This is a genomic window from Streptomyces sp. 71268 (genome assembly GCF_029392895.1).
Taxonomy (GTDB): Bacteria; Actinomycetota; Actinomycetes; order Streptomycetales; family Streptomycetaceae; genus Streptomyces.
This window is the reverse complement of sequence record NZ_CP114200.1, coordinates 2,477,138-2,504,045: the sequence shown is the minus strand read 5'-3', so window position 1 is coordinate 2,504,045 and position 26,908 is coordinate 2,477,138. Positions and strand designations below refer to the sequence as shown.

3 protein-coding genes are annotated in these 26,908 nt (G+C 75.6%); all 3 read left to right on the top strand.

From position 1 onward, the window contains the following. The first annotated feature begins 21 nt into the window (after positions 1-21). The 3 genes from OYE22_RS09150 to OYE22_RS09140 all read left to right on the top strand — a co-directional run bounded on the left by OYE22_RS09150 (position 22) and on the right by OYE22_RS09140 (position 26,883). Positions 22-10,014, top strand: coding sequence for a type I polyketide synthase (locus OYE22_RS09150; protein ID WP_277319943.1), 9,993 nt, complete (start codon positions 22-24; stop codon positions 10,012-10,014). 72 nt (positions 10,015-10,086) lie between these two features. Further along, a complete protein-coding gene (locus tag OYE22_RS09145) occupies positions 10,087-15,207 on the top strand; it encodes a type I polyketide synthase (RefSeq protein ID WP_277319942.1) in 5,121 nt (1,706 codons plus the stop codon). A 342-nt stretch (positions 15,208-15,549) separates the two neighbouring features. Further along, positions 15,550-26,883 (top strand): type I polyketide synthase, encoded by an 11,334-nt coding sequence (locus OYE22_RS09140; RefSeq protein WP_277319941.1) that lies wholly within the window; start codon positions 15,550-15,552, stop codon positions 26,881-26,883. Positions 26,884-26,908 lie beyond the last annotated feature (25 nt).

Here is a 26,908-nt window from a genome sequence, read left to right as displayed (position 1 = left end):
TCGGATAGGTGTGACAACCCGGTGAACAACGAAGACAAACTCCGCGATTATCTGAAGCGAGCCACCACCGACCTCCGCACCGCCCGTCGCCGCATCGCGGAGATGGAGCAGCGCGACCAGGAGCCCGTCGCGATCGTCGGCATGGCCTGCCGCTACCCGGGCGGCGTGCGCTCGCCCGAGGACATGTGGCGCCTGATCACCGACGTCGCCGAGCCGGGCGACGGGGCCGTACGGAGCGGGGACGGGGCCACGGGGGGCGACGCGGGCGCGACGGCGATCACACCGTTCCCCGAGGACCGGGGTTGGGACACCGACGCCCTGTACGACCCGGAGCTGTCCACACCGGGCACCAGCTACGTGCGCGAGGGCGGGTTCCTGCACGACGCGGCCGAGTTCGACGCGGAGTTCTTCGGCATCTCGCCGCGCGAGGCCCTTGCCATGGACCCGCAGCAGCGGCTGCTCCTGGAGACCTCCTGGGAGGTCCTGGAGCGGGCCGGGATCGACCCGTCGTCGGTGGCGGGCAGCGACGGCGGCGTCTTCATGGGCGCCGGCCACCCCGGGTACGGCGTCTTCGGTCGCACCGCGCCGGAGATCATCGAGGGCTACGGGATGACCGGCAAGGCCGCGAGCGTCATCTCGGGCCGGGTCTCGTACACCCTCGGCCTTGAGGGCCCGGCCGTCACCGTGGACACCGCGTGCTCCTCGTCGCTGGTCGCGCTGCACCTGGCCGTGCAGGCGCTGCGCAAGGGCGAGTGCTCGTTCGCCCTCGCGGGCGGCGTGACCGTGATGCCCACGCCGGAGCTGTTCGTCGAGTTCAGCCGGCAGCGCGGCCTTGCGGCCGACGGTCGGTGCAAGTCGTTCGCGGCGGCGGCCGACGGCACGGGTTGGTCCGAGGGCGTGGGTGTGCTGCTCGTGGAGCGGCTGTCCGACGCGCGCAGGAACGGCCACCAGGTGCTCGCGGTGGTACGGGGCTCGGCCGTCAACCAGGACGGTGCCAGCAACGGCCTCACCGCCCCCAACGGGCCCTCGCAGGAGCGCGTCATCCGGCAGGCGCTGTCCGACGCGCGGCTCGGCGTCGGGGACGTGGACGCCGTGGAGGCGCACGGCACCGGCACACGGCTCGGCGACCCCATCGAGGCGCACGCCCTGCTCGCCACCTACGGGCAGCGCGCGCCCGGAGCCGACCCGCTCCGACTCGGCTCCCTCAAGTCCAACATCGGCCACACCCAGGCCGCGGCCGGTGTCGGCGGCGTCATCAAGATGGTGCTGGCCATGCGGCACGCGCTGCTGCCGAAAACGCTGCACGTGGACGCGCCGACCCCGCACGTGGACTGGACGTCGGGCGCCGTCGAACTGCTCACCGAGGCCCGCGAGTGGCCGCGCTCCGACGCGCCGCGCCGGGCGGCCGTCTCCTCGTTCGGCGTCAGCGGCACCAACGCCCACGTCATCCTCGAGGAGCCGCCGTCGGACGCCGCCCCGGAGGAGGCCGGCGCCACGGCGCCCGACGCCGCCGAGGCGACCACCCCGGCCACGAGCACGCGCGCGGTCGGGCCCGTCCCGTGGCCCGTCTCCGGCAAGAACCCGGTCGCGCTCCGCGCGCAGGCCGGCCGGCTCCGCGCGTACCTCGCCGACCGCCCGGAGACCGACATCCGCGACGTCGCGCTCTCCCTGGCGACCACGCGCGCCGACCTGGACCACCGCGCCGTGGTCGTCGCGGACGACCGCGCCACCCTCCTCGACGGCCTCACCGCCCTCGCCCAGGGCCGCCCCGCCCCCCACGTCACCACCGGCGAAACCACGGGCGGCGCCCGCAACCAGGTCTTCGTCTTCCCGGGCCAGGGTGCCCAGTGGGTGGGTATGGCACGGGAGTTGATGGCCTCGACCCCGGTCTTCGCGGAGTCGATGCGGCGGTGTGGTGAGGCGTTGGCTCCGTTCGTTGACTGGGGCTTCGCGGCCGAGGTGGATGGCTCGCTGGAGCGGGTTGATGTCGTACAGCCGATCTCGTGGGCGGTGATGGTCTCCCTTGCTGAGCTGTGGCGTTCGTACGGGGTTGAGCCGGCGGCCGTGGTGGGCCACTCGCAGGGTGAGATCGCGGCTGCCGTGGTCGCTGGGGCGTTGTCGTTGGAGGACGGGGCGCGGGTGGTGGCGCTCCGTTCCAAGGTGATCGGTGAGCGTCTTGCCGGTAAGGGCGGGATGGTCTCGCTCGGGTTGTCGCGTGTGGAGGCGGAGGAGCGGATCGCTCCGTACGGTGCGCGGATCGCGGTCGCGGCCGTGAACGGTGCGGCCTCCACCGTCGTCGCCGGTGAGCCTGCCGCTCTTGATGAGTTGGTGGCTGGTTGTGAGGCGGATGAGGTGCGGGCCAAGCGCATCCCCGTGGACTATGCCTCGCACACGCCGCAGGTGGAGTCGATCCGGGACGAGCTGTTGCGCGTCCTGGCCGAGGTGGCGCCGCGCTCGGCCGAGGTGCCGTTCTACTCGACCGTGGTGGCCGAGCCCGTGGACACGGCGGGGTTGGACGCGGCGTACTGGGTGCGGAACCTGCGGCAGGAGGTGCGGTTCGGGCCGGCCGTGGAGCGGTTGATCGCGGACGGTTTCGGGGTGTTCGTGGAGTGCGCGGCGCATCCGGTGCTGTCGATGAGCATCCAGGAGACGGCCGGCGCGGACGCTTCGGTGACCACTGTCGGGTCGTTGCGGCGTGATGACGGTGGGCTGGGGCGGTACGTGGCCTCGCTGGCCGAGGCGCACGTGGCGGGCGTACGGGTGGACTGGACGCCGCTGCTGGCCGGGGCGCGCGCCGTCGAACTGCCGACGTACGCCTTCCAGCGCGAGCGGTACTGGCTCGACGCGACCGACGCCGAGGCCACGGCGACCGCGGCGGCGCTGCCCCGGGACGAGGTGGAGGAGCGGTTCTGGGCGGCCGTCGAGCGCGAGGACCTGGAGGAGTTGGCGGCGACGCTGGGCGTCGAGAGCGGGCCCGACGGGCTCGGCTCGGTACTGCCGGCTCTCGCCACCTGGCGGCGGCAGCGCCGCGAGCGCTCCGTCATCGACTCCTGGCGCTACCGCGTCACCTGGCAGCCCATCGCCACCCTGGACACACCCGTCCTGTCCGGCACCTGGCTGCTGGCGCTCCCGGCCGCCGGCACCGGCGACGCGGGTGCCGAGCCCGAGGCGGGGGCGACCGACGCCCCGTACGCCTGGTCCGAGGGGTCGCGCGGCGGCTGGGCCGAGGGTGCCGAACGCGCCCTGGAGCGGGCCGGCGCGCGCGTCGTCACGCTGACCGTTGACCCGGCGACCACCGACCGCGCGGCGCTCGCCGACGCCCTCCGGGCCGCCTGCGCGGGCGTCACCGACCTGGCCGGGGTGCTCGCGCTGACCGCCGTGGACGAGCGCCCGCTGCCCGGCCACACCGCCCTCACCCGTGGCCACGCCGCCACCCTGCGCCTCGTACAGGCCCTCGGCGACGGCGGGTTCGACGCGCCGCTGTGGTGCGCCACCGAGTCCGCGATGGCCACCGACGAGCGGGAGGGCGTACGGGGCGCGGCCCAGGCGCAGGTCTGGGGCCTTGGCCGGGTGGTCGCCCTGGAGCAGTCCCGTACCTGGGGCGGCCTCGTCGACCTGCCGGCCGCCGTGGACGAGCGCGCCCAGACCGCGCTGGCCGCCTGCCTGACCGGCATCGACGGCGAGGACCAGCTCGCCGTCCGCCCGGGCGGCGTGCGGGCGCGCCGACTCGTACGCGCCGCCGCGTCCGCCCCGGAGCGCGCCGAGGCGGGCTGGGCCCCGCGCGGCACCACCCTGGTGACCGGCGGCACCGGCGCGCTCGGCGCGCACGTCGCCCGCTGGCTGGCCCGCAACGGGGCCGAGCACCTGCTGCTGGTCAGCCGTCGCGGCGCCGACGCGCCCGGCGCGGCCGAGCTGGAGCGCGAGCTGACCGCGCTCGGTGCCCGCGTCACCCTCGCGGCCTGCGACATCGCCGAGCGGGACGAGTTGGCCGCGCTGCTGGCCGGCGTCCCCGCCGAGCATCCGCTGACCTCCGTCGTGCACACCGCCGCCGTCCTGGACGACGGCATGGTCGACGGGCTCACCGACGCGCGCGTGGAGCGCGTGCTGCGGGTCAAGGCGCGCGGCGCGGAGAACCTGCACGAGCTGACCCGCGACCTCGACCTGTCGGCGTTCGTCCTCTTCTCGTCCTTCACCGCCGTCCTCGGCACCCCGGGCCTGGGCAACTACGCCCCGGGCAACGCCCACCTGGACGCGCTCGCCGAGGTGCGCCGCGCCCAGGGCCTGCCCGCGACCGCCGTCGCCTGGGGCACCTGGGCCGGCTCCGGCATGGCCGAGGGCGAGGTGGGGGAGCGGGCGCGCCGGCACGGCGTGTTCGCCATGGACCCGGAGGCGGCCACCGCCGCGCTCCAGGGGGCCCTGGACGCCGGTGAGACCAACGCCGTCGTCATCGACATGCGCTGGGACCGGTTCGCCGTCGTCTTCACCACGGAGCGGCCCAGCCGCCTCCTTGAGGGCGTGCCGGAGGCCCGCGCCGCGCTCGCCGCACTCGCGTCGGCGGCCACCGCCCCGGCGGCCGAGGCCGACGGGGCGCCCGGCGGGCTCGCCGCCCGCGTCGCTGCCCTGCCCCGGGCCGACGCCGAGCGCGAGCTGACCGACCTGGTCCGGGCCGACGCCGCCGCCGTACTCGGCCACGGCACGCCCGCGGCCGTCGAACCGGGCCGCGCCTTCCGGCAGATCGGCTTCGACTCGCTGACCGCCGTGGAACTGCGCAACCGGCTGATCACCCGCACCGGCCTCAAGCTGCCGGCCACGCTCGTCTTCGACTACCCGAACCCGGCCGCGCTCGCCGCGCACCTGGTCGCCGAACTCGCCGGCGAGCAGCCCCCCGGCGCGCTCCCGGTCCCCGGCGCCCGCGCCGGCACCGGCGGCACCGATGACGATCCGATCGCCATCGTCGGCATGGCCTGCCGCTTCCCCGGCGGCATCAGCTCGCCCGACGAACTGTGGGACCTGGTCGCCGCCGGCGGCGACGCCATCTCGCCGCTGCCCGGCGGGCGCGGCTGGGACGTGGAGGGCCTGTACGACCCGAACCCGGACGCGCCCGGCAGGACGTACGTGCGCGAGGGCGGGTTCCTGCACGAGGCCGCCGAGTTCGACGCGGAGTTCTTCGGCATCTCGCCGCGCGAGGCGCTGGCCATGGACCCGCAGCAGCGGTTGCTGCTTGAGACGTCCTGGGAGGCGCTGGAGCGCGCGGGCATCGACCCCGGCACCCTGCGCGGCACCCACACCGGGGTGTTCACCGGCCTGACCCACTACGCGTACGGCGACGGCGCGGGCGACGGGGCCGAGGGCTACCGGATGACCGGCAACACCGCCAGCGTCGCCTCCGGCCGCATCGCCTACACCCTCGGCCTTGAGGGCCCCGCCGTCACCCTGGACACGGCCTGCTCGTCGTCCCTGGTGGCGCTGCACCTGGCCGCGCAGGCGCTGCGCAACGGCGAGTGCGCTCTCGCGCTCGCCGGCGGCGTCACGGTCATGTCGACGCCCGCGGCGTTCACCGAGTTCAGCCGGCAGCGCGGGCTGTCGGCCGACGGCCGCTGCCGGGCGTTCGCCGCCGACGCGGACGGCTTCGGGCTCGCCGAGGGCGTGGGCGTGCTCCTCGTCGAGCGGCTCTCGGACGCCCGCCGCAACGGCCACCGGGTACTCGCGGTGGTGCGCGGCTCGGCCGTCAACCAGGACGGTGCCAGCAACGGCCTCACCGCCCCCAACGGCCCCTCGCAACAGCGCGTCATCCGCCAGGCGTTGGCCAACGCTGGCCTGGACGCCCACGAGGTGGACGCCGTGGAGGCGCACGGCACCGGCACCACGCTCGGTGACCCGATCGAGGCACAGGCCCTGCTCGCGACGTACGGGCGCGACCGGGACGCGGACCAGCCGCTGTGGCTCGGCTCCGTGAAGTCCAACATCGGGCACGCGCAGGCCGCCGCCGGCGCCGCCGGGGTGATCAAGATGGTGCAGGCGCTACGGCACGGACTGCTGCCCAAGACGCTGCACGTCGCGCGGGCGACACCCGAGGTGGACTGGTCCACCGGCGCCGTCGCCCTGCTCACCGACCACACCGACTGGCCGGCCACCGACCGCCCGCGCCGCGCCGCCGTCTCCTCCTTCGGCCTGAGCGGCACCAACGCCCACGTCGTACTGGAACAGGCCCCGGACGCGCCGGCCGCGCCCCCGCCGGCGCCCGAGGGGCAGCCGCTGCCCTGGTTGCTGTCCGCCAAGACCCCCGCCGCCCTGCGCGGCCAGGCGGAGCGCCTCCGCGAGGCGCTGGCGGCGCGCCCCGACCTGGCCGCCGCCGACGTGGCCCACTCGCTCGCCACGGAGCGGGCCCACTTCGCGCACCGTGCCGCCGTCATCGGCACCGACCGGGCCAGCCTCACCGCCGGCCTGACTGCCCTCGCCCACCAACAGCCCGCCCCCCACCTCGTGCAGGGCCAGGCCACCGCACACGGCAAGACCACCTTCGTCTTCCCGGGTCAGGGTGCGCAGTGGGTGGGCATGGCGCGGGAGTTGATGGCGTCGGCTCCGGTGTTCGCGGAGTCGATGGCGCGGTGTGGTGAGGCGTTGGCTCCGTTCGTTGACTGGGACTTCGCGGCTGAGGTGGATGGCTCGCTGGAGCGGGTTGATGTGGTGCAGCCCGTCTCGTGGGCGGTGATGGTCTCCCTTGCTGAGCTGTGGCGTTCGTACGGGGTTGAGCCGGCGGCGGTGGTGGGTCACTCGCAGGGTGAGATCGCGGGTGCCGTGGTCGCTGGGGCGTTGTCGCTCAGCGACGGGGCGCGGGTGGTCGCGCTCCGTTCGAAGGTGATCGGTGAGCGTCTTGCCGGTAAGGGCGGGATGGTCTCGCTCGGGTTGTCGCGTGTGGAGGCGGAGGAGCGGATCGCTCCGTACGGTGCGCGGATCGCGGTCGCGGCTGTGAACGGTGCGGCCTCGACCGTCGTCGCCGGTGAGCCTGCCGCTCTTGATGAGTTGGTGGCTGGTTGTGAGGCGGATGAGGTGCGGGCCAAGCGCATCCCGGTGGATTACGCCTCGCACACGCCGCAGGTCGAGTCGGTCCGGGATGAGTTGCTGCGGGTGTTGGACGGCGTGGCGCCGCGCTCGGCCGAGATCCCGCTGTACTCCACGGTGGAGGCGGAGCCGGTGGACACGGCTGGCCTTGACGCCGCGTACTGGGTGCGGAACCTGCGGCAGGAGGTGCGGTTCGGGCCGGCCGTGGAGCGGTTGATCGCGGACGGTTTCGGGGTGTTCGTGGAGTGCGCGGCGCACCCGGTGTTGTCGATGAGCATCCAGGAGACGGCGGGCCCCGACGCTTCGGTGACCACTGTCGGGTCGTTGCGGCGTGATGACGGTGGGCTGGGGCGGTACGTGGCCTCGCTGGCGGAGGCGCACGTGGCGGGCGTGGGGGTGGACTGGACGCCGCTGATGCTTGGGGCCCGGTCGGTGGAGTTGCCGACGTACGCCTTCCAGCGTCGCCACTACTGGCTGGAGAGCCAGGTCGCGGACGGGGCGGCGGCTGGTGCGCCGCAGGACGCGGTGGAGGAGCGCTTCTGGGCGGCCGTCGAGCGCGAGGACCTGGCGGAGCTGACGGCGACGCTGGGCGCGGACGGCGGGCAGGAGGAGTTGGGCGCGGTGCTGCCGGCCCTCGCCACCTGGCGGCGGCAGCGCCGCGAGCGCTCCGTCATCGACTCCTGGCGCTACCGGGCTGCCTGGCGGCAGCAGACCGAACTGGCGAAGCTCCCGGGCACACTGGCGGGCACCTGGCTGGTGGTGCTGCCCGCGTCGTACGCCGACGACCCGCTGGTGACCGGGATGGTGCGCGCCATGGGTGAGCGCGGGGCCGAGCCGCTGCGGCTGGTAGTGGACGCCGCCGACGCGCAGCGCGAGAAGCTCGCCGCGCGGATCGCCGAGGCCGTCGGGGACGCCGCCGAACTGGCCGGCGTGGTCTCGCTGTGGGCGCTGGACGAGGCCCCGCACCCGGAGCACGCGGGCACCTCGGCGGGCGCCGTGGGCACGCTCGCCCTGCTCCAGGCGCTGGGCGACCTGACCACGCGGCGCGGCGCCACCGACGGGGCCACCCACGGCGCGGTCGAGGGAGCCACCGACGGAGCCACCGACGCTACGGCCGACGGCGCCGCCGACGCGGCGGGCGGGCCCGGCCGGGCCGGTGGGCTCGGGGTGGGCGCGCGGCTGTGGTGCGTGACCCGGGGCGCGGTCGCCGCGACCGCGACCGACCGCTCGGTGAGCGCGCTCCAGGCGCAGGTGTGGGGCCTCGGCCGGGTCGCCGCGCTGGAACAGCCCCGGCTGTGGGGCGGACTCGTCGACCTGCCCGCCACGGCCGACGGCGCGACGGCGACCGACGGCACGGCGACCGACAGCGCGGTGACCGGGAACACGGCGGTGACCGGCAACGTGGCGGCGGACGAGAGGACCCTGCGGCTGCTGTGCGCGGTGCTCGCCGGCGACGGTGCTGGCGAGGACCAGCTCGCGCTGCGCGCCGCCGGCCCGCTCGCGCGCCGCATGGTGCGCGCGCCGCTGGCCGACCGCAGCGCCCCGCGCGCCTGGCGGCCGCGCGGCACCGTGCTCGTCACCGGTGGAACCGGTGGCATCGGCGGCCACCTGGCCCGCTGGCTGGCCGACCGTGGCGCCGAGCACCTGGTGCTGACCAGCCGCAAGGGCCGGGACGCGGTGGGCGCCGCCGAGTTGGAGGCCGACCTGCGGGGCCGTGGCGCCCGGGTGACCATCGCCGCCTGTGACGTCTCCGACCGGGACGCCCTGGCCGCCCTCGTGGACGGGCTGGCGCGCGACGGCAGCCCCGTACGCGCCGTCGTGCACACCGCGGCCCACATCGAGCTGGGCACCATCGCCGAGACGACCGCCGAGCGGTACGCGGAGGTGTGCCGGGCCAAGACGCTCGGCGCCGACCACCTGGACGCCCTGTTCGCCACGGACACGCTGGACGCGTTCGTGCTGTTCTCCTCGATCGCCGGGTTCTGGGGCAGCGGCGAGCACGGCGCGTACGCGGCGGCCAACGCCCACCTCGACGCGCTCGCCGAGGACCGCAGGGCGCGCGGCCTGCCCGGCACGGCCGTCTCCTGGGGCATCTGGGACGCGGCCAACGACTGGGACGAGCGCAACACGGAGCTGCGCACCCTGAAGAACGAGCGCTCCAGCCGGCACGGCCTGCCGCTGCTCGACAAGGACCTGGCGTTCACCGCGCTGCGACAGGTGCTCGACCACGACGAGACGTTCGTGGCCGTCGCCGACGTGGAGTGGGGCCGGTTCGTGCCGCTGTTCACCATGGCCAGGCCCAGCCGCCTCATCGACGAGGTGCCCGAGGCGCGCCGGGGGCTGGCCGCCACGGAGTCGGCCGACGGCGCGGACGGCGCGGCGGACGCCGACGCGACGCCGCTGCTCGCCGGCCTCGCCGGCAGGAGCCGTGGCGAACAGGACCACGCGCTCCAGGAGTTGGTGCGCACCCAGGCCGCCGCCGTGCTCGGGCACGCCGACGGCGGGGCGACCATCGACGCCCACCGCGCCTTCCGCGAGCTGGGCTTCGACTCGCTCACCGCCGTCGAGCTGCGCAACCGGCTCGGCGCGGCCACCGGGCTCAAGCTGCCCGCCACGCTTGTCTTCGACTTCCCCACGCCCCTCGCGTTGGCCCGCAGGCTGCGCGCCGAGCTGCTGCCGGAGGACGCGGACGGCGACGGGGCCGCGCGCCCCGTCCTCGGCGAGCTGGACCGGCTTGAGGAGACCCTGACCGGCCTCGCCGCCGACGGCACCACCCACGACAAGATCGCCAAGCGGCTCCAGGACCTGCTGTGGAAGTGGACCGAGGCCGCGCCCGGCGCCACCGCGCGGCCGGCACCCGAGGCCGCCCCCGACCACGAGGCCACGCACGTCGCGTCGGCCACCGCCGACGAGATGTTCGCCCTGATCGACCGGGAGCTCGGTACGACCTGATTCCGAAACGCCGGATTCCGGAACGCCCCCCACCGTCAGGCCCGACATCGACCTCCCCGGGAGAAACCCACCATGCCCAGCCACGAGCCCACGCCCACCCCGCCCCAGCCGGCCCCCGACGCCCGGCGGGCCACGCCCGCCCCGGGCGCCGCGCCCCAGCAGGCCACGCCCGGCGGCGACACCGAACAGAAGCTCCTCGACTACCTCAAGCGCGTCACCACCGAACTCCAGCAGACCCAGAGCCGGCTGCGCAGCGTCGAGTCGCGTAGCCAGGAGCCGATCGCCATCGTCTCGATGGCCTGCCGTTTCCCCGGCGGGGTGCGCTCCCCGGAGGAGCTGTGGCGGTTGCTCACCGAAGGCGGCGACGCCATCTCCGGCCTGCCCACCAACCGTGGTTGGGACCTGGCCGCCCTCTACGACGCCGACCCGGACCGGGAGGGCACCAGCTACGTCACCGAGGGCGGGTTCCTGGAGGACGCCGACCGGTTCGACGCCGGACTCTTCGGCATCTCGCCGCGCGAGGCGCTGGCCATGGACCCGCAGCAGCGGCTGGTGCTCGAACTGACCTGGGAGACGCTGGAGCGGGCCGGGATCGACCCGTTGTCGTTGCGCGGCGCGGGCGTGGGCACCTTCATCGGCGCCAACCCGCTCGACTACCGCTCCGGCATCGAGCAGGTCCCCGAGGGCTTCGAGGGCCACCTGCTGACGGGTGGCGCCGCCAGCGTCGTCTCCGGCCGCGTCGCCTACAGCTTCGGCTTCGAGGGCCCCGCCATCACCCTGGACACCGCCTGCTCGTCCTCGCTGGTCGCGCTGCACCTGGCGGTGCGGGCGCTGCGGAACGAGGAGTGCGAACTGGCCGTCGCGGGCGGCGTCGCGGTGATGTCCACGCCCGCCGAGTTCGTCGGCTTCAGCCGGCAGCGCGGTCTGGCCGCCGACGGCCGGTGCAAGGCGTTCGGCGCCGGCGCCGACGGCATGGGCCTCGGCGAGGGCGTCGGCCTGCTGCTCGTGGAGCGCCTGTCGGACGCCGTACGCAACGGTCACCAGGTGCTCGCGGTGGTACGGGGCTCCGCCGTGAACCAGGACGGTGCCAGCAACGGCCTCACCGCCCCGAGCGGCCCCTCCCAGGAGCGGGTCATCGAGGCGGCCCTGGCCGACGCCCGGCTCTCGGCCGCGCACGTCGACGCCGTCGAGACGCACGGCACCGGCACCACGCTCGGCGACCCGATCGAGGCGCAGGCCCTGCTCGCGACGTACGGGCGTGGCCGGGACGGCGACGAGCCGCTGTGGATCGGCTCGCTCAAGTCGAACATCGGGCACGCGCAGGCCGCGGCCGGCGTCGGCGGCGTCATCAAGTCGGTGCTCGCGCTGCGCGCCGGCGTGCTGCCCGCGACGCTGCACGCCGACGAGCCGACGCCCGAGGTGGACTGGTCGGCGGGCGCCGTCTCGCCGCTGTCCACCGCGCGGCCGTGGCCCGAGACGGGCCGCCCGCGCCGCGTCGGTGTCTCCGCCTTCGGTATGGGCGGCACCAACGCCCACGTGATCGTGGAACAGGCACACGCTGAAAACGCTGAACACGCCGCGCACGTCGGGCCCGCGCCGGCCGACGACGCCGACGCGCGGGGCACGGGGCACGGGGCGCTGCCGTGGGTGGTGGCCGGCAAGACGGAGCGGGCACTGACCGCCCAGGCGGCCCGGCTCCGCGACCACCTGGCTGAGCACCCGGAGCTGGACCCGCTGGACGTGGCGGGCACGCTGATCGGCGGCCGCGCCGCCCTGGAGCACCGCGCGGTGGTCGTCGGAGCGGACCGTACGGAACTCCTCGCCGGCCTCGACCAGCTCGCCCGAGGCACCGACGGCACCAGCGGCCCCGCCGTGGTCCGTGGCACCGTCACCCCCGCCGCCGACCGCCCCGTCTTCGTCTTCCCGGGCCAGGGCGCCCAGTGGGCGGGGATGGCACGGGAGTTGATGACCTCGGCCCCGGTGTTCGCGGAGTCGATGCGGCGGTGTGGCGAGGCGTTGGCCCCGTTCATCGACTGGGACTTCGCGGCCGAGCTGGACGGTTCGCTGGAGCGGGTTGACGTCGTACAGCCGATCTCGTGGGCGGTGATGGTCTCCCTCGCCGAGCTGTGGCGTTCGTACGGCGTGGAGCCGGCCGCCGTGGTCGGTCACTCGCAGGGCGAGATCGCCGCGGCCGTCGTCGCCGGGGCGCTGTCGTACGAGGACGGGGCGCGGGTGGTCGCGCTCCGTTCCAAGGTGATCGGCGAACGCCTCGCCGGCAAGGGCGGCATGGTCTCGCTCGGCCTGCCGCGCGCGGCGGCCGAGGAGCGGATCGCCGGGTACGGTGAGCGGATCACCGTCGCCGCCGTCAACGGGCCGTCGGCCACGGTGGTGGCCGGCGAGCCAGCCGCCCTGGACGAGCTGGTCGCCGGCTGTGAGGCGGACGAGGTGCGGGCCAAGCGCATCCCCGTGGACTATGCCTCGCACACCCCGCAGGTCGAGTCGGTCCGGGACGAGTTGCTGCGCGTCCTGGACGGGGTCGCGCCGCGCTCGGCCGAAGTGCCGTTCTACTCCACGGTCGAGGCGGAGCCGGTGGACACGGCCGGGCTCGACGCCGCGTACTGGGTGCGCAACCTGCGGCAGAGCGTCGAGTTCGAGCGCACCACGGGCGCCCTGCTCGACCACGGGTACGGCGTCTTCGTCGAGTGCAGCGCGCACCCGGTGCTGACCATGGCCATCGGCGAGACCGCCGAGCGCGCCGGGGCCGCCGACGGCCCGGCCGCCGAGATCGTCGCCGTCGGCTCGCTGCGCCGCGACGAGGGCGGGCCGCGCCGCTTCCTGGCCTCGCTCGCCGAGGCGTACACCGGCGGCGTGGCCGTCACCTGGGCGCCGCTGCTCGCCAGTGCCCGCACCGTGGAGCTGCCGACGTACGCCTTCCAGCACCAGCGGTACTGGATCGAGCCCGACGGCGACGTACGACCCGAGGCCGCGCACCGCGACCCCGCCGAGGCCGCGTTCTGGGACGCCGTGGACGACGCGGACCTGGCCCGGCTGACCGAGACCCTCCAGGTCGACCCGGAGCAGCCGCTGCGCTCCGTACTGCCCGCGCTGTCCGCCTGGCGACGGCGCAACCAGGAGCGGTCCGAGGTGGACTCCTGGCGCTACACCATCGCCTGGCACCCGGTCCCCGACGCGCCCGCACCCGCGCTGCGCGGCGGTTGGCTGGCCGTCGTGCCCACGGAGCGCGCCGACGACCCCGCCGTACGGGGCGCGCTGGCCGCCCTGGAGCGGCACGGGGCCGACGTCGTACGCCTCGACGTGGAGGCCGCCGACGCCGACCGGGCCAAGCTGACCGCCCGGCTCGGCGAGGTCGTCGGCGACGGCTCCGGTCTGACCGGCGTGCTGTCGCTGTGGCCGCTGGACGACGCCTCGCCGCACCCCGACCACGCCACCCTGTCCGCCGGCGTGATGGGCTCTCTCGCGCTGCTCCAGGCCATCGGCGACGCGGGGTTGGCCGCGCCGCTGTGGTGCGTGACCCGTGGCGGCGTCGCCGTGGACGACGCCGACCCGCGCCCCAGCCGCGTCCAGGCCCAGGTGTGGGGCCTGGGCCGGGTCGCCGCGCTGGAGCAGGCCACGCGCTGGGGCGGCCTGGTCGACCTGCCGGCCGACGCCGACGAGCGGGCGCTGGACCGCCTCGTCGCGGTCATCGCCGGGCTCGACGGCGAGGACCAGGTGGCCGTGCGCGGCACCGGCATGCTCGCCCGCCGCATGGTGCGCGACCTGCTCGGCGGCGGCGAGCCGGTGCGCGACTGGCAGCCCCGCGACACCGTGCTCATCACCGGCGGGACCGGCGCGCTCGGCACCCTGCTGGCCCGCTGGTGCGCCCAGCGGGGGGCCGCGCACCTGGTCCTCACCAGCCGCCGGGGGCCCGACGCGCCCGGCGCCGCCGAACTGGAGCGGGAGCTGACCGCGCTCGGAGCCCGGGTCACCATCGCCGCCTGCGACATCGCCAGCTACGACGAACTCGCCGACCTGGTACGGCGCGTGGAGGCCGACGGGCCGCCGATCCGCGCGGTCGTGCACACCGCCGCCCACATCGACCTCGGCCCGCTGGACGAGGCCAGGCCGGCCGACTTCGCCGACGCGTTCGCCGCCAAGGTCGAGGGCGCCGAACACCTGGACCGCCTCTTCGACCAGGACACCCTGGACGCGTTCGTGCTCTACTCCTCGATCGCCGCGTTCTGGGGCAGCGGCTACCACGGCGCGTACGCGGCGGCCAACGCCCACCTGGACGCCATGGCCTACCAGCGGCGCGCCCGTGGCCTCGCCGCCACCTCGATGGCCTGGGGCGTGTGGCGGCCGGTGGACATCAAGGAGAGCTACGCCGCCGAGCGGCTGGCCATCAGTGAGCGAGCGCAGGCGCAGGGCCTGCCGTTCCTCGAACCCGACCTGGGCATCGCGGCGCTCAAGCAGTCCCTGGACAACGACGACACGTTCATCGCCCTGGCCAACATCGACTGGGAACAGTTCGTCGCCCTGTTCACCATGGCCCGCCCCACCCGGCTGCTGGACGCGCTGCCGGAGGCGACCCGCGTCATGCGGCGGTTGCGCGAGGCGGCCGAGGCGGAGCCGGCCGGCACCACCGCGGCGGCGGCCGAGCTGCGCCAGCGCCTGGCGCCGCTGCCCGACGAGGAGCGCGGGCGCATCCTGCTCGACCTGGTCCGCACGCACGCCGCGGCCGTACTCGGCCACCCCACCACCGACGACGTCAAGCCCGGACACCCCTTCCGCGACCTGGGCTTCGACTCGCTCACCTCGGTGGAGCTGCGCAACCGGCTGGGCCGGGCCACCGGGCTGAAGCTGCCGGCGACCCTGGCCTTCGACCACCCCACGCCGCAGGCCCTGGTGGGCCTGTTGCGGGCCGAACTCCTCCAGGAGGGCGCCGCCACCGCGGAGTCCGTGCACACCGACATCGACCGGATGGCCGCCGCCCTCACCGACCTCGACGTGGACGACCTGGGGCGCGAGGCCATCACCGAACGGCTACGGGCCCTGCTCGCCCAGTGGACCGGCAGCCAGGTCCAGGTCACCGGCGGTGACGAGAACGAGGCCGGCGAATCCGTCGCCGACCGACTGGAGACGGCATCCGACGACGAAATGTTCGCCTTCATCCGTGACGAATTGGGACGCGCATGAGAAGTGCCGTGGAATAACCCGCCCCGCACCACCAACCGGTCCTTTCCAGCACCGCCCCGCCCGGGGCGCGCACCGCTCGAAGCGGCGCGCCCCGTGGCGGGCCCCGTACGGCATCCCCGTGGGCCCGACGGCCCCGGGCCGCTGGCCAGCGCCCCGTAACGGCGCCGGCCCGCACCGACCGGCACGCGACAAGTGCCGCGCCGCGACACGGCGGCGGCGCCCGCCGAACGACATCAGGCGGCGCGGCCGGTCGAGAAATCCACGGGGAAATCCGAGCGGCAGCGGAAAGGGCGGGACACCTCGACTTACCCACTTTCATGAACAATTCCGTAGGGGAACCCAGTGGCCAGTAAAGAAGAGACGCTCCGCGACTACCTCAAGTGGGTAACGACCGATCTGCACGAGACCAAGCAGCGCCTGCGCAGCGTGGAGGAGGCGGCCGGCGAGCCCATCGCCATCGTCGGCATGGCCTGCCGCTTCCCCGGCGGCGTGGCCTCGCCCGAGGACCTGTGGCAGATGGTCGACGAGGGCGCCGACGCCGTCTCGGGGTTCCCCACGGACCGAGGCTGGGACCTGGAGGAGCTGTACGACCCGGACCCGGACGCGCCCGGCAAGAGCTACGTCAAGGACGGCGGGTTCCTCTACGAGGCCGCCGAGTTCGACCCGGACGTGTTCGGCATCTCGCCGCGCGAGGCCGTCGCGATGGACCCGCAGCAGCGGCTGCTCCTGGAGACCACCTGGGAGGTGTTCGAGCGCAGTGGCATCGACCCGGGCAGCGTGCGCGGCAGCCGTATCGGCACCTTCATCGGCTCCAACCGCCCCGACTACTTCACCGACATCGCCAGCGCCCCCGAGGGCCTGGAGGGGCACCTGCTGACCGGCTCCAACGCGAGCGTCGTCTCCGGCCGCATCGCCTACACCTTCGGCCTTGAGGGCCCGGCCGTCACCCTGGACACGGCCTGCTCGTCCTCGCTGGTCGCGCTGCACCTGGCCTGCAACGCGCTGCGACAGGGCGACTGCTCGATGGCGCTGGCCGGCGGCGTCGCGGTGCTCTCCAGCCCCGGCGGGTTCGTCGCCTTCAGCCGGCAGCGCGGCATGTCCCGCGACGGCCGCTGCAAGGCGTTCGGCGCTGGCGCCGACGGCCTGGGCCTGGCCGAGGGCGTCGGGGTCCTCCTGGTCGAGCGGCTCTCGGACGCGCGGAAGAACGGGCACCAGGTGCTGGCGGTGGTGCGCGGTTCGGCCGTGAACCAGGACGGTGCCAGCAACGGGCTGAGCGCCCCGAGCGGCCCCGCGCAGGAGCGCGTCATCCGCCAGGCGCTGATCAACGCCAAGCTGAACGCCGGCCAGGTGGACGCGGTGGAGGCGCACGGCACCGGCACCCCGCTCGGCGACCCGATCGAGGCGCAGGCCCTGCTCGCCACGTACGGCCAGGGCCGCCCCGCCGACCGCCCGCTGTGGCTCGGCTCGTTCAAGTCGAACATCGGGCACGCGCAGGCGGCGGCCGGTGTGGCTGGTGTGATCAAGACGGTGATGTCGCTGCGGCAGGGGGTACTGCCCCGGACGTTGCACGCGGAGGAGGCGTCGCCGCACATCGACTGGTCGGCGGGTGCGGTGTCGTTGTTGACCCAGGCGCGGCCGTGGCCGGAGAAGGCGGAGCCGTGGCGGGCTGGTGTCTCGTCGTTCGGGATCAGTGGCACCAACGCGCACGTGATCCTGGAGCAGGCACCCGAGCCGGAGTTGGAGCCGGAGACCGAGTCCGACGCCGAGCCCGGGGCAGCCGACGCCGGCACCGCACCCCAGGCACCCGGCACGCGGGACGCGGCCCCGTCCGTCGCGGGCGTGCTGCCGTGGGTCGTCGCGGGCAAGAGCCCCGCCGCGGTGCGCGCGCAGGCGCTGCGGCTGCACGCCTTCCTCACCGAGCGCCCCGAGCTGGCGCCCCGGGACGTGGCCGCCTCGCTGGTCCGCACCCGGGCCGCCCTGGAGCACCGCGCCGTCGTCGTCGGAGCCGACCGTACGGAGCTGCTGGCCGGCCTGGCCGCCGTCGCCCGCGAGGAGGCCACCCCGACGGCCGCCGTCGGTGCGGCCCAGCAGGGCGGCAAGGCCGTCTTCGTCTTCCCGGGCCAGGGCGCCCAGTGGGTGGGCATGGCGCGGGAGTTGATGGTGTCGGCTCCGGTGTTCGCGGAGTCGATGGAGCGGTGTGGCCAGGCGTTGGCCCCGTTCATCGACTGGGACTTCGCGACCGAGTTGGACGGCTCGCTGGAGCGGGTTGACGTGGTGCAGCCGATCTCGTGGGCGGTGATGGTCTCGCTGGCCGAGCTGTGGCGTTCGTACGGGGTTGAGCCGGCGGCGGTGGTGGGTCACTCGCAGGGTGAGATCGCCGCCGCTGTGGTGGCCGGTGCGCTGTCGTACGAGGACGGGGCGCGGGTGGTCGCGCTCCGTTCGAAGGTGATCGGCGAACGCCTCGCCGGGCAGGGCGGCATGGTCTCGCTGGGCCTGCCGCGCGCCGAGGCCGAGGAACGTATCGCCCCGTACGCCGGCCGGGTCACCGTCGCCGCGGTCAACGGGGCGTCGTCCACGGTGGTGGCCGGTGAACCCGCCGCGCTGGACGAGCTGGTGGCCGGCTGCGAGGCCGACGACGTACGCGCCAAGCGCATCCCCGTGGACTACGCCTCGCACTCTCCGCAGGTGGACTCCGTCCGCGACGAGTTGCTGCGCGTCCTGGACGGGGTCGCGCCGCGCCCGGCCGCCGTGCCGTTCTACTCCACGGTGGACGGGGCGCTGCTCGACACGGCCGGGCTCGACGCCGCGTACTGGGTACGCAACCTGCGCCAGACCGTCGAGTTCCAGCAGGTCATCGCGGACCTGATCGACCTGGGGCACCGCACGTTCATCGAGTCCAGCTCGCACCCGGTGCTCGCGATGGCGGTCGGCGAGACCGCCGAGCAGGCGGGCGTGGCGGAGGTCGCCGCCGTCGGTTCGCTGCGCCGCGACGAGGGCGGGTTGGACCGCTTCGTACGCTCGCTCGCCGAGGCGTACGCGCGCGGCGTCGCCGTGGACTGGGCGCCGCTGCTGGCCGGCGCGCGCACGGTGGAGCTGCCCACGTACGCCTTCCAGCGCGACCGGTACTGGCTGGAGGCGCGCGACGCGGCGGCCAGCGGTGGTGGGCGGGACGCGCACGAGGACCGGTTCTGGGACGCGGTCGAGCGCGAGGACCTGGCCGACCTGACCGACGCGCTGGCCGTCGGCGCCGACCAGCCGCTGGCGGACGTGCTGCCGGCGTTGTCCGCCTGGCGGCGCCGGGAGCGCGAGCGCTCGGTGCTCGACTCCTGGCGCTACCGGCTCGACTGGCAGCCGCTGCCCACTCCGGCCACCGGCACGCTGCCCGGCACCTGGCTGCTGCTCACCCCGGAGCTGCCCGGCGCGGGCGCCGACGGCGCGGCTGACGACGGGGCGACCGGAGCGGACGGAGCGTACGGCGCCGACGGCGCGGCCTGGTTGGCCGCGTCCGCCCGGGCCCTGACCGGCGCCGGCGCGCACGTCCTGCGGGTCCGCGTGGACCCGTCGGCCTCCCGCGAGGAGTTGGCCCACACCCTGCGCACCGTCCTGGCCGACGCGGGGCACGGTGCCGACACGGGGCACGGTGCCGACGCGGGACAGCAGACTGACACCGCGCAGACGGCCACCACGGGGAACGGCCCCGTCGCCGGCGTGCTCTCCCTGCTGGCCCTGGACACCACCCCGAACGCCGCGCACCCCGAACTCACCGCCGGCACCCTCGGCACCCTGGCCCTGCTCCAGGCGATGGGCGACGCCGGCCTGGACGCCCCGCTGTGGTGCGCCACCCGGGGCGCCGTCTCCACCGGCGAGGCCGACCCCGTCACCCACCCCGCCACCGCCCCCGTCTGGGGCGTCGGCCGGGTGGCCGCGCTGGAGTACCCGCAGCGCTGGGGCGGCGTCGTGGACCTGCCCGCCGACGCCGGCGAGCGGGCCCAGCGCGCCCTGGCCGCCGCGCTGGCCGGCGGCGCGGGCGAGGACCAGCTCGCGGTGCGCCCGGCCGGCCTGTTCGCCGCCCGCCTGGTGCGCGCGGGCGGCGCCGACCGCCCCGTGACCGCTACCTGGCGCCCGGGCCCCGGCACCATCCTCATCACCGGCGGCACCGGCGCGCTCGGCGCGCACGTCGCCCGCTGGCTGGCCCGCGCCGGCGCCCAGCACCTGCTGCTCACCAGCCGTCGGGGCCCGGACGCGCCCGGCGCCGCCGAACTGGAGCGGGAACTGACCGGGCTCGGCGCGGCCGTCACCATCGCCGCCTGCGACGCCGCCGACCGCGACGCGCTCGCCGCCACCCTCGACGCCCTCCCCGCCGACCGGCCCCTGACGGCCGTCTTCCACGCGGCCGGCGTCCTCGACGACACCATCGTGGACTCCCTCACCCCCGAGCGCGTGGCCGGCGTCGTACGCCCCAAGGCCACCGCCGCCGCCCACCTGCACGAGCTGACCGCCGGGCGCGACCTGACGGCGTTCGTGCTGTTCTCCTCGTTCGCCAGCGTCTTCCCGAGCATCGGGCAGGCCAACTACGCGGCGGCCAACACCTACCTGGACGCCCTCGCCGCCCACCGACGGGCCCAGGGCCTGCCGGCGACCTCCGTGATGTGGGGCTCGTGGGGCGGCGGCGGCCTCGCCGACGGCGAGGTGGGGGAGCGGCTGCGCGCCGACGGCGTGCCGCCCATGGACCCCGAACGCGCCGTCGCCTCCCTGGAGCGCGCCATCGCCTCGGGCGACACCGTCCTCGGTGTCGTGGACATCGACTGGGCCACCATCGCCCCCAACGCCACCACCGTGCGCCCCTACCCGCTGATCACCGGTGTCCCCGAGGCCCGCGCCGCCATCGAAGCGGCCACGGCCCCGTCGGCCGGCGCCCCGTCCGCCGCCGGCGGCGCGACGGAGCTGGCCCAGCGCCTGGCCCCGCTCCCGGCGGCCGACCAGGACCGCGAACTGCTCACCCTGGTCCGTACGCACGCCGGCGCCGCGCTCGGCCACCCCGACCCGCAGGGCGTCGACCCGGACCGGGCGTTCAAGGACCTGGGCGTGGACTCGCTCATCGCCGTGGACCTGCGCAACCGGCTGAACACCGCGACCGGGCTCAGGCTCCCCGCCACCCTGGTCTTCGACCACCCCACGCCGTACGCCCTCGCCCGTCACCTGCGCGGCGCCCTCATCGGCGCCCCGACCACCGCCGACGCGGCCCCCGCCGCGCGCGCCACGGCCGCCGCGTCCGACGAGCCCATCGCCATCGTCGGCATGGCCTGCCGGATGCCGGGCGGGGTGCGCTCGCCCGAGGAGCTGTGGGAGTTGCTCGCGGCCGGCGGCGACGCCATCGCCGGCTTCCCCACCGACCGTGGCTGGGACGTGGAGGGGATGTACGACCCGGACCCGGACGCCGCCGGCAAGACGTACGTCCGCGAGGGCGGGTTCCTCTACGACGCGGCCGAGTTCGACGCCGCGTTCTTCGGCATCTCGCCCCGCGAGGCACTGGCCATGGACCCGCAGCAGCGGCTGCTCCTGGAGACCTCCTGGGAGGCCCTGGAGCGCGCCGGGATCGCCCCGGCCAGCCTGGAGTCCACGCCCACCGGCGTGTTCGTCGGCGCCGGCCACCGCGGCTACGTCACCGGCCTCCAGGACCTGCCCGAGGGCGCCGAGGGCTACCTCATGACGGGCAACGCCTCCAGCGTGCTCTCCGGCCGCGTCTCGTACACCTTCGGCTTCGAGGGCCCGGCCGTCACCGTCGACACCGCCTGCTCGTCCTCGCTGGTCGCCCTGCACATGGCCGTGCAGGCGCTGCGCGGTGGCGAGTGCACCATGGCCCTGGCGGGCGGCGTCGCCGTGATGCCGGGCGCCGAGGTCTTCGTCGAGTTCAGCCGGCAGCGCGGGCTCGCCCCGGACGGCCGCTGCAAGGCGTTCGCGGCGGGCGCCGACGGCACCGGCTGGTCCGAGGGCGTGGGCGTGCTGCTCGTGGAGCGGCTGTCCGACGCGCGCAGGAACGGCCACCAGGTCCTCGCCGTCGTCCGAGGCTCGGCCATCAACCAGGACGGCGCCAGCAACGGCCTCACCGCCCCCAACGGCCCCTCCCAGCAGCGCGTCATCGAGGCCGCCCTCGCCAACGCCGGGCTGAGCGCGGCCGACGTGGACGCCGTCGAGGCGCACGGCACCGGCACCCCGCTGGGCGACCCCATCGAGGCACAGGCCCTGCTCGCCACGTACGGCAAGCAGCGCGCCGCCGACCAGCCGCTGTGGCTGGGCTCCGTCAAGTCCAACCTCGGGCACACCCAGGCCGCGGCCGGCGTCGCCGGCATCATCAAGATGGTGCTGGCGATGCGGGCGGGCACGCTGCCCAGGACGCTGCACGTGGACGAGCCGACGGCCGAGGTCGACTGGGCGTCGGGCGCCGTGGCGCTGCTCACCGAGGACCGCCCGTGGGAGACCGCGCCCGGCTCCCCGCGCCGGGCCGCCGTCTCCTCGTTCGGCGTCAGCGGCACCAACGCCCACGTGATCATCGAGCAGGCCCCGCCGGCCGAGGCCCCCGCGACCCCCGAGCCCGCCCGGGCCCCGGCGCCCCTGCCGGTCACCCCGTGGCCGCTGTCGGCCCGTGGCACAGCGGCGCTGCGCGCCCAGGCCGCGCGCCTGCTCGCCCACCTGGAGGCCAACCCCGAACTGCCGCTGGCCGCCGTCGGCGCCTCACTGGCCGCCTCCCGCGCGGACCTCAGCCACCGCGCCGTGGCACTGGGCGAGTCCCGCGCCGAACTCCTCGCCGCCCTCGCCCACCTCGCCGACGACACCCCCACCCCCGACGCCGTCACCGGCCAGGCGACCGCCGGCCGCACCGCGCTGCTGTTCGGCGGCCAGGGCAGCCAGCGCCTGGGGATGGGGCGCGAGTTGTACGCGGCGTTCCCGGCCTTCGCCGAGGCGTGGGACGCCGTGGTGGGGGAGTTGGACGGTGCGCTGCCGCGTCCGTTGGGCGAGGTGGTGTGGGGCGAGGACGCGGCGGTGTTGGAGCGTACCGAGTACGCGCAGCCGGCCCTGTTCGCCCTCGAAGTGGCCCTGTTCCGGCTCCTGGAGTCCTGGGGCATCAGGCCGGCCCAGGTCGCCGGCCACTCGGTGGGCGAGATCGCGGCGGCGCACGTGACCGGGGTGCTGTCGCTGGCCGACGCGTGCCAACTGGTCGCCGTGCGCGGTCGGTTGATGCAGGCGTTGCCGGATGGTGGCGCGATGTTGGCGGTTCAGGCGTCCGAGGTCGAGGTGGCCGAGGCGCTGGCCGAGCACACGGACCAGGTGAGCGTGGCGGCGGTCAACGGGCCCACGTCGGTGGTGGTCTCCGGTGCGGAGACGGCGGTCGCGGAGCTGGAGGAGCGGTTCCGGGCCCTGGGTCGTCGGGTGAAGCGGTTGCGGGTGAGCCACGCGTTCCACTCGCCGCTGATGGCGCCAATGCTGGACGAGTTCCGCGCCGTGGTCGCCGGGCTCACCTTCGGCAATCCGGAGCTTGGCGTGGTGACCACCGGTGGCCGGATCGACGGCGACTGGAGCGACCCGGAGTACTGGGTACGGCACGTCAGCGAGCCCGTCCGCTTCCACGACGCCGTACGCCGACTCCACGCAGACGGGGCCACCGTCCTCCTTGAGGTCGGCGCCGACGGGACGCTGACCGGCATGGCACAGGAGTGCCTGGCCGACGCGTCCGAAGCGACGCTGGTGCCGCTGCTGCGCAAGGACAAGGCCGAGCCGCGCACCGCCGTCGAGGCGCTGGCCCGCGCGCACGCCAACGGCGTCGCCGTGGACTGGTCGGCGCTCTTCCCGGCCGCCGCGACCGTGGACCTGCCCACCTACGCCTTCCAGCGCGAGCACTACTGGCTGCGGCCCTCCGCCAGCCGGGGCGACGCCACCGCCATCGGGCTCGCCTCGCCCGGGCACCCGCTGCTCGGCGCGGCCGTCCCGCTCGCCGACGGCGGCGGCGTGCTGCTCACCGGCCGCCTCTCCACGCACACCCACCCCTGGCTCGCGGACCACCGCGTGGCCGGCGCGGTGCTGCTGCCCGGCACGGCCTTCGTGGAGCTGGCCGTCCGCGCCGGCGACGAGGTCGGCTGCGGGCGCGTCGAGGAACTGACCCTCCAGGCCCCGCTGTTGCTGCCCGCACGGGGCGGCGTGCAGCTCCAGGTCACCGTCGGCGAGCCCACCGAGTCCGGCACCCGCCCCGTGCGGGTCCACTCCCGCCCCGACGGCGCCGACGGCGCCGAGGGCGAGTGGTCCTGCCACGCGGTCGGCGAGCTGTCCCCGGCCGGGTCCGCCGCCCCGTACGCGCTGACCGCCTGGCCGCCGCAGGACGCCGAACCGGTCGACCTGACCGACTTCTACGCCCGGCTCGCCGAGGCCGGCTCGCTCTACGGCCCGGCCTTCCAGGGCCTGCGGGCCGCGTGGCGACGGGGCGAGGAGGTCTTCGCCGAGGTCGCGCTCGACGCGGCGAACGAGGCGGCCGGCTTCGGGCTGCACCCGGCCGTCCTGGACGCCGCGCTGCACCCGATCGGCCTGGGCGGGCTGCTGCGCACCAGCGGCCAGTCGGTGCTGCCGTTCGCGTGGAGCGGCGTCGAGCTGTACGCGAACGGCGCCGCGACGGTGCGGGTGCGGCTCACGCCGTCCGGGACCGACGCGGTGAGCGTGACCGTCGCGGACGCCACCGGCGCCCCGGTGGCCACCGTCGACTCGCTGGTGCTGCGCCCCGTGTCGGCCGGCGCGCTGCGCGAGGCGCACGCCGAGGTGCGCGACGCGCTGTTCCGCGTGGACTGGGTGCCGGCTCCGGCGGGCGAAGCGCGCGCACCGGGCCGGGTCGCGATCCTCGGCCAGGACGCGCCGAGCCTGACCGAACTCCCCGCCGACCTGCCCGACGTGGTGGTCGCCCCGGTGCCGCCCACCGAGGACGTTCGGGCCGCCGTGACCGGCACCCTCGACCTGGTTCGCGCCTGGCTGGCCGACGACCGGTTCGCCGACGCCACGCTGGCCGTCGTCACCCGGCACGGCCTGCTCGCGCACGCCGCGGCGGCGGGCCTGGTGCGCTCCGCGCAGTCGGAGAACCCGGGCCGCCTGCTGCTCGTCGAGGTGGCCGAGGCGTCCGACGCCGAAGGCACGGTCCAGCCCGTCGCGGCCGGCTCCGCCGCCCCGGCCCTCGACGGCGACCCCACCGCCCTCGCCCCGCTGCCGGCCGCCGGCCTCGCCGCCGCGCTGGCCTGCGGCGAACCGCAGACGCGGGTCCAGGGTGACGCGGTGTTCGTACCGCGACTCGCCCGCGCCACCGGCGACGGCGCGCTGCTGCCGCCGGCCGATGGCCCCTGGCACCTGGCCGTACGGGGCGGCTCCGGCACCCTGGACGACCTGGAGCTGGCCGCCAACCCGGAGGCGAGCCGGCCGCTGGCGGCCGGCGAGGTGCGCGTCGCCGTACGGGCCACCGGACTCAACTTCCGCGACGTGCTCATCGCGCTCGGCATGTACCCGGGCGACGCCCCGCCGCTCGGCAACGAGGGCGCCGGCATCGTCCTGGAGACCGGCCCCGACGTCACCGGCTTCGCCCCCGGCGACCGCGTGCTCGGCCTGCTTCCCGACGCCATGGGCCCGTACGCCGTCACCGACCACCGCCTGTTGGCCCCGTTGCCCGCCGGCTGGTCGTACGAGCAGGGCGCCACCGTTCCGGTGGTGTTCCTGACGGCGTGGATGGGGCTGGTGGACCTGGCCGGTGTGGGCCCGGGTGACACCGTGCTCGTCCACGCGGCGGCTGGTGGTGTGGGGATGGCGGCGGTGCAGTTGGCGAAGTTGCGTGGTGCCGAGGTGTTCGCGACGGCGAGTGAGCCCAAGTGGGAGGTGTTGCGTGGGCTCGGGGTGGCCGATGACCACATCGCGTCCTCGCGTTCGTTGGAGTTCCGGGACCGGTTCCTGGCCGTGACCGGGGGCCGTGGTGTGGATGTGGTGCTGAACTCGTTGGCGGGGGAGTACGTGGACGCCTCGCTCGCCCTCCTGCCGCGCGGTGGCCACTTCCTGGAGATGGGCAAGACCGACATCCGCGAACCCGCCGACGTCGCCGCCCGGCACCAGGGCGTCACGTACAACGCCTTCGACCTGATCACCAGCGGCCCGGACCGGATCGGCGCCATGCTCACCGAGGTCGTGGGCCTGCTCGCGCGCGGCGAGCTGACCCCGCTGCCGGTGCGCTCCTGGGACGTGCGCCGTGCGCCCGAGGCGTTCCGACACGTCAGCCAGGCCAAGCACGTCGGCAAGGTGGTCCTCACCGTCCCGGCCGCCTGGAACAACGCCGGCACGGTGCTGGTCACCGGCGCCACCGGCACCCTCGGCGGCCTGGTCGCCCGGCACCTGGCCACCGAGCACGGCGTACGGCACCTGCTGCTGACCAGCCGGCGCGGTCCGGCCGCCGACGGGGCCGACGAACTCCTCGCCGAGTTGCGCAAGGCGGGCGCGGAGCCGGAGTTGGTGGCCTGTGACGCGGCCGACCGGGACGCGCTGGCCGCGACCCTCGCGGCCATCCCGGCGGACCGCCCGCTGACGGCGGTGGTACACGTGGCCGGCGTCGTGGACGACGGGGTCATCGGCTCGCTCACCGAGGAGCAGGTGGAGCGGGTGTTGCGGCCCAAGGTGGACGCGGCCCGCAACCTGCACGAGCTGACCGCCGGGCACGACCTGGCCGCGTTCGTCCTCTTCTCCTCCATGGGCGGCGTCCTCGGCGGCTCCGGGCAGGGCAACTACGCGGCGGCCAACTCCTACCTGGACGCCCTCGCCGCGCGCCGCAGGGAGCACGGCCTGCCCGCGCTCTCGCTGGCCTGGGGTCTGTGGGAGGAGGCCAGCGGCATGACCGGCAAGCTGGGCCGCGAGGACCTGGCCCGGGTCAGCCGCTCCGGCGTCCAGGCGCTCAGCAACGAACAGGGCCTCGCGCTGTTCGACGCGGCCCTGGCGGCGGACGCCGCGATGCTGCTGCCGGCCAGGTTCAACCTCGGCATGTGGCGCGCCAAGGCCGCCACCGAGGAGGTGCCGGCGCTCCTCCGTGGCCTGGTCCGGGCCCCGCAGCGGCGGGCCGCGAGCGCGGCCGTCGACACTTCGGGCGCCGCCGCGCTCGCCCAGCGACTGGCCCGCGCCCCGCGCGCCGAGCGCGAACGCGTCCTGCTCGACCTCGTACGCACCCACGCCGCCACCGTCCTCGGCCACGCCAACGCCCAGGGCATCGAGGCCGAACGGCCCTTCCGGGACGTGGGCTTCGACTCGCTCACCGCGGTCGAACTCCGTAACCGGCTCGGCGCGGCCACCGGCCTCAAGCTGGCCGCGGCCGTGGTCTTCGACCACCCGACGCCGCTCGCGCTCGCCGCCCACCTGGCGGACGAACTCGCGACCGGCGACGAGGCCGCGCCCGGCGCGGGCGCCGAGGGCGATCCGCAGGAGGTCGCGTTCCGCCAGGCGCTGGCCGCCCTGCCCCTGTCCACGCTCCGTGACGCCGGCGTCATGGACACCCTGCTGCGTATCACCGGCCTCGACCACGGCTCCGCCGATGGCGACGAGAAGGCCGACGCCGCGTCCATCGCGGCCATGGACGTCGGCGACCTCGTCCAGATGGCGCTGCGCAAGAACGAATCCTGAAGCGACCCCGGAGCTGAGTGCGTAC

Excerpts from the sequence above, each read along its gene's own strand:
- OYE22_RS09145 (WP_277319942.1), top strand. The coding sequence starts at position 10,087 with ATGCCCAGCCACGAGCCCACGCCCACCCCGCCCCAGCCGGCCCCCGAC.